The sequence below is a fragment of the Sulfuricurvum sp. genome (assembly GCF_022759005.1).
GTDB lineage: Bacteria > Campylobacterota > Campylobacteria > Campylobacterales > Sulfurimonadaceae > Sulfuricurvum.
The window spans coordinates 1-4,147 of record NZ_JAEMQA010000080.1 but is presented as its reverse complement, the minus strand read 5'-3'; the positions used below and the strand labels follow the sequence as shown (position 1 = coordinate 4,147).

The 4,147-nt window shown below is 47.0% G+C and carries 6 protein-coding genes; 1 reads left to right on the top strand and 5 read right to left on the bottom strand.

Translation table 11 applies throughout. The annotated features are described in order from the left end of the window. Positions 1–51 precede the first annotated feature (51 nt). Positions 52–606: a GNAT family N-acetyltransferase gene (locus tag JHC35_RS05330; protein WP_295042741.1), complete on the top strand. Its 555-nt coding sequence runs from the start codon at positions 52–54 to the stop codon at positions 604–606. A 61-nt stretch (positions 607–667) separates the two neighbouring features. Here JHC35_RS05330 and rpsR read toward each other — a convergent pair whose 3' ends face one another. The 5 genes from rpsR to JHC35_RS05305 form a co-directional block, all read right to left on the bottom strand. Further along, on the bottom strand, positions 668–925 hold the full coding sequence (gene rpsR, locus JHC35_RS05325) for a 30S ribosomal protein S18 (RefSeq protein WP_295042739.1): 258 nt from the start codon (positions 923–925) through the stop codon (positions 668–670). Positions 926–946: 21 nt separating this feature from the next. Continuing rightward, positions 947–1,462, bottom strand: a complete 516-nt coding sequence (locus tag JHC35_RS05320; RefSeq protein ID WP_295042738.1) for a single-stranded DNA-binding protein — start codon at positions 1,460–1,462, stop codon at positions 947–949. A gap of 18 nt (positions 1,463–1,480) precedes the next feature. Next, positions 1,481–1,855 (bottom strand): 30S ribosomal protein S6, encoded by a 375-nt coding sequence (gene rpsF / locus JHC35_RS05315; protein WP_295042737.1) that lies wholly within the window; start codon positions 1,853–1,855, stop codon positions 1,481–1,483. A gap of 117 nt (positions 1,856–1,972) precedes the next feature. Then, on the bottom strand, positions 1,973–2,938 hold the full coding sequence (holA, locus tag JHC35_RS05310) for a DNA polymerase III subunit delta (protein WP_295042735.1): 966 nt from the start codon (positions 2,936–2,938) through the stop codon (positions 1,973–1,975). A 1-nt stretch (position 2,939) separates the two neighbouring features. Continuing rightward, the coding region (locus JHC35_RS05305; protein ID WP_295042733.1) for an RNB domain-containing ribonuclease at positions 2,940–4,147 on the bottom strand (1,208 nt) is incomplete at its 5' end.

Sequence of the window (4,147 nt, the reverse complement as noted above, 5' to 3'; positions counted from 1 at the left end):
TTTTAGCAAGCTAAATTATCCTATTAGCATCGTTGCTGTATACTTTCATCCATGAAACCGACACTTTATTTCTTACGATCTTCCGAACAAAAAATTGTTACCGATATGCTCCATTATGCACTTCGCTTGGATCAGGTTAATAAAACCCTCTCTGATTTACCAAAACTTAGAATCTATGAAGAGTTCTACGGCTTTACGAGCAAAGATTTGGGTCTTTATTCCCTTGTTGATAATAAACTCGCTGGAGCCGTCTGGATACGCCGTTTAAACGCTGATCACGGCTCTAACGGATATATCGATGATAATACCCCTATTTTGAATATTGCGATACTTCCTGACTTTCGAGGGCAGGGGATTGGCTCTCGGATGATCGAACAGTTGTTTATCGAAGCGGGGGCACTCTATGATACTATCAGTGTCAGTATCGTACATAATTCACCTGCTATATCTTTTTATGGGCGACATGGGTTTATACGCCATGATAACGGCTCTGTAGAGCAAAGTTTCGTTGACGGAAGCGATGTCGTTACTATGGTTAAAAGATTGGAAAAAGCGACAGTTGTACGACCTAGTAACCGATACGATCCGAGACGTTGGATGGATTAATCAAGAGAGTTGGATTGTTTAGAAGAAGAGGGTGTATCGGCTAAGCCGATACGGGTTCGGCTCAACCTTCGAAAGAAGCGCCGGCGATCACTTTGCGTGATACAGTGTATGGAATCAACGCAGCTGCGCGTGATTGTTTGATCGCGACTGTAACCATGTCTTGGTGACGTTTACAGTTACCTGTAAGACGGCGTGGCATGATTTTGAAACGCTCAGAGAGTGAATATTTCAAAGAAGCTACATCTTTGTAGTCAATGAAATCAACTTTTTGCTCGCAGTATTTGCAATAACGTTTTTTGTATTTTCTTTTTTCTGACATGGTTCTATCCTTGTGCTTATTCTAAAACGGAATTTCGTCTTCGTTAATATCAATCTCTGGGAGATTGTTTTCCGGCATTCTTACCGGAGCAGGTTTAGAATACGACGGTGCTTGGTTGTAAGACGGTTTAGGAGCAGGAGCATCATATCCCCCGCCGTAACTGTTTCCACCCTCGCTGTATTCATTATAACCACCCTGAGCACCACCCTCGCCGCGTGAATCGAGCATTTGCATCGTTTCGACGATAACGGAGTGCTTGGAGCGCTTTTGGCCATTTGTTTGGTCAACCCATTGCTCAAAACTAAGTCGTCCTTCTACAAGGATTTTAGAACCCTTGCGCAGGTATTGGTTGGCTACTTCGCCGGATCGGCCGAAAAAAGTGATGTCGACAAAACATGTCTCCTCTTTTTTTTCACCGTTTAGCGTAAATCTACGACTGGTAGCAATAGCGGTTTTCGCGATTGCTGAACCGTTTTGTGAATATCGAAGTTCGATGTCACGAGTAAGATTTCCAACCAAAATGACTTTGTTATACATAGGTTTTCCTTAAAGGGCTTAAGAAGCTGCTTCTTCTTTTTTCTCAGCAACAGCAGCAGGTTTTTTGGTTTTTTCAACCATACCGTTCCATGCTGCAATTTCACGTTTTGTATCGTATTTCATAGTTACGAAACGCAAAATCTCTTCGTTGATGCGGAAACGACGTTCAATTTCAGCAATAGCAGCAGGTGCCGCTTTGTAATACATAACGTAGAAATAACCGCGAGCGTTTTTCTCGATCGGGTAAGCCAATTTTTTCATTCCCATTGCGTCTCGAGCAACGATCTCACCGCCGTTTGCAGTGATCACTTCTTCAACGAGAGCGATGGTATTTTTAATCTCTTCTTCTGTAAGAGTAGGTTTTACGATTACTAGGTTTTCGTAATGTCTCATAGCGTATGTCTCCTTATGGTGTTCGCCCCTTATGGTATTAATACAGCACGACAATCGTGTTGCAAAGAGCAAGGAACGGGCGGATTATACTAAAAATCCGCTTAATTTAAGTTTTGGTTATAAGACACTTTGGAGTTTTAATAGGGCGGAGAGAAGGAGTGATTCCTGATCGGGACTTCCTGTTGATTTCATCTTCAACTCCGTATCGAGGAGGAGATTAATCCCCCGTTTATACCCCTCGGAAGAGATTTTGATCGAGAGTGCGGCACGCTCTTTTTCGACAAATCCGGGAAGTTTATATCCCAATACGAGTGCCGAATCGGCGATCCCGTGAATCTTTATGGCCGTATTAAAAAGATAGAGTTGGGTCAAAAATCCGCTGATGGCGGTGAGGAGCTGTATCTCGTTTTCTCCCGATTCGAGGAGATGATGGAGCGAGGGGAGGAACTCTTTTTTCTCGATGACACGGGCGATGAAGTGGTCGAGTTTGATTTCGCTGAGGCCGAAAACGAGTTCATCAATCTCTTTCATCCCGATCGGCTTGCCTAATATGGAGAGTTTTGAAAGCTCGTTGCAGGCGAGGGCAAGATCGTTGTTGTGGATGTCAAGGAGATGAAACGCTGCTTGGTTATCGAGCTGAACCCCTAAGCTTTGCGCCTCTTGCATGACGATGGCGCGCGCTTCGGCGGCAAAGGGGTGGAAGAAGCGAACTGATCCGGTATGGGAACCTTTGAACGCGGTGTCCGCCCCTTTGACATCCTCGCCGTAGTAGCAGTAGATGAAGGTGTTGTCGGTGTTTTTACCGACCAGTTCGACGAGGGTATCGAGTTCAGCTTTTGGGAGCTTTTTCTCGTGTTTGACGATAAGGAGGTTTTGATCGCCGAAGAGGGAGCCTTGGGAGAGGTGCGCTTTGGCAATATTGAAATCGTACTCGTCGTGATAAAGGTTGAGAACCGATGCCCCCTCGATTTGAGAGAGTTTGTGGGCGTAGCGGTCGATGAGAAAATGGCTCTCGCCGAAGAGTGCCATGGCACGCGGAGCGCTGTTGTTTTGGAGATGGCGGTCTAAATCCTGTCTATTCATATTATTCTCCTACACTACGAAGCGAAGTTCCCCGTGGCTGTGCTAACGCTGAGTTCTCTTCGGCAGAGTGCCCATGCACGCTTGCGTGCATATCGTTTACTTTATCTATATGGCGGACGAACGAGGCGGTGATTTTCGCGGTAGCGAGGTTAGCGGTTTCGATTTTGACGACGATGTCATCGAAAAGCATTAAACCAAATTGGGAGTTAACGGCTACCTTGGCACCCGTGATAACGTCATGAATTTCAGCAATGAACGGCTCTTCAGCACGCATGATACGCGCTTTGAACTCTTGACCGATCACGGTAGCTGCCCAACGGGCGAATTTACGCTCATGGAATCGGATTTCGATGTCACTCGCTTCGCGCTCTTTTTCGCTGATGGAGGTACAGAGGGATTCAATATTGCGAAGAACATACGACCCCTCTTCGGTATCGTGTGCTTGGATCGCTTTGAGGAGGCGATGGACGATCAGATCGCTGTAACGGCGGATTGGAGAGGTAAAGTGGGTGTAGCGATCAAATCCGAGACCGAAGTGCCCCATGTTATAGGGGGCATAGCGCGCCTGCATCTGCGCACGAATGATTAGGGTATCGACTTCGCTGATGAGATCGCGTCGCTCCGCTTCGGCTTGAATCGCCATAATGGTCTCTTTGATCGAGCCTTGGGACTCGACAAAAATCCCGATAGAAGCGAGTTCGGTATAGAGGCTTTGGAGCTTCATCGGGGAAGGGGATTCGTGGATACGGAAAACACCGCGCTCGTACATCGATGCCGCCGCTTTGTTAGCTAACAACATACAATCTTCAATCAGGGCATGGGACGGCGTTTCGACGGCGAATTCGGTGGAGACAATGTTTTGCTCTTCGTCGATCCGCATCTCCAGTTCGCTGGAGCGGAAGTTGTACCCTTTTTTCATCCGCTCTTCGCGCAGTTTTCCCGTTAGAACGTTGAGATCATTGATATAAGCCAATGCTTTTGCCTCTTTGTCATTTTGGGCGCTTAGATGACCCTCCAAATAGGCGTCGATCTCTTCGTAAGTGAAACGGCGGTGGGAGTGGATAATCGACTCGTACAGCTCGAATGAATCCATCTCGTAGGTGGTCGGATTGATTCGCATCTCAAACGTGTAGGCGAGGCGGTCGCCCTTGCCCTGCCACGAACAGAGTGTTTCGCGGAGTTCTCGTGGCCGCATCGGAAGAGACCGGG